Annotated in this window: 1 protein-coding gene and 1 pseudogene; one reads left to right on the top strand and one right to left on the bottom strand. The window is 62.7% G+C overall.

The features are described from left to right. Positions 1–318: pseudogene (locus AC1DVA_RS28705) on the top strand (thioredoxin reductase); the annotation flags it as partial. Positions 319–559: 241 nt separating this feature from the next. Here the strand turns inward: AC1DVA_RS28705 and AC1DVA_RS28700 are convergent. Further along, positions 560–904: a hypothetical protein gene (locus AC1DVA_RS28700; RefSeq protein ID WP_476808175.1), complete on the bottom strand. Its 345-nt coding sequence runs from the start codon at positions 902–904 to the stop codon at positions 560–562. Positions 905–966: the final 62 nt, after the last annotated feature.

Raw genomic sequence — 966 nt, 5'->3', positions numbered from 1 at the left:
CGGACCGGTGCGATCCGGGAGTGCACGTCGCGCCATCTCTTCCTGTTCATCGGTGCCGACCCCACGACGGACTGGCTCGACAATTGTGTGGCCCTCGACAGAACAGGCTTCGTACTCACGGGGGAACGCGCTGGCGATGGCGAGCGGCTGCCGCTGGAAACCAGCCGTCCAGGCATCTTCGCGGTCGGAGACGTACGTGCCGGGTCGACAAAGCGGGTCGCGGCAGCCGTTGGCGAAGGCGCCGCCGTCATCGCCCAGATTCACTCCTTCCTGGCACGGAAACTCTCAGACGCATCAACCCGGGTGCGTCAGGTTTAGGCGGCGAGCTGCAAGACTGCCTCGCGCCACAACCGGACACTGAATGGTTGCCCGCAACCGGACGTTCGGAATGCATCGACGCGAAGTCTGTTGGCGACCCTTTTAATACCTCGGGAACGTCCATTACGGGGCGAGGCAGCGCGATTGGCGGAGCGGTTTGCGCGAGCAATCGCAATCAGACAACAGGCTGCACATCGGCGTCTCCTGAGCAGCCGCAGGCTCGACGAGACGAGCGAGCCGGTCAAGCCAAGCCAAGATAGCCGAGGGTGTCGCCCGCACTTTCCGGCTCGGGCTTGGTGAGCCAGCAGCCATCTACWACATTGGGGGCATCTTGGCGTTCGAAGAGGTAGTAGCCGCCGCCGTTCGCTTCCTCGCTGTCATAGGGTCCGTCCACCAGGCACCCATATTCCTCTGCCAGATCGTCGAGTTGCTGGATCAAATCGGTTGCGTCTCCGAGTTCGTCGAAGCCGACGGCGCCCGAAACCCCCTTGTCGCGGGTTTCCGCGAGCGTTTCACGGATCCTCTGGATTACCTCCGACGCGATTGCGACGCTACTCTCCGGGCTTGTCAGCTGGAAGTCGGTCATCCTTCTCTCCTTCGATCAGGGTTAGGCCCATCATTGGCGGAGGCTAATCGGGCGGCTAGTTC

This window comes from Allobosea sp. P4_C6 (assembly GCF_056402015.1).
Note: the sequence above shows the minus strand (reverse complement) of the source record. Positions and strands in the feature narration are given on the sequence as shown.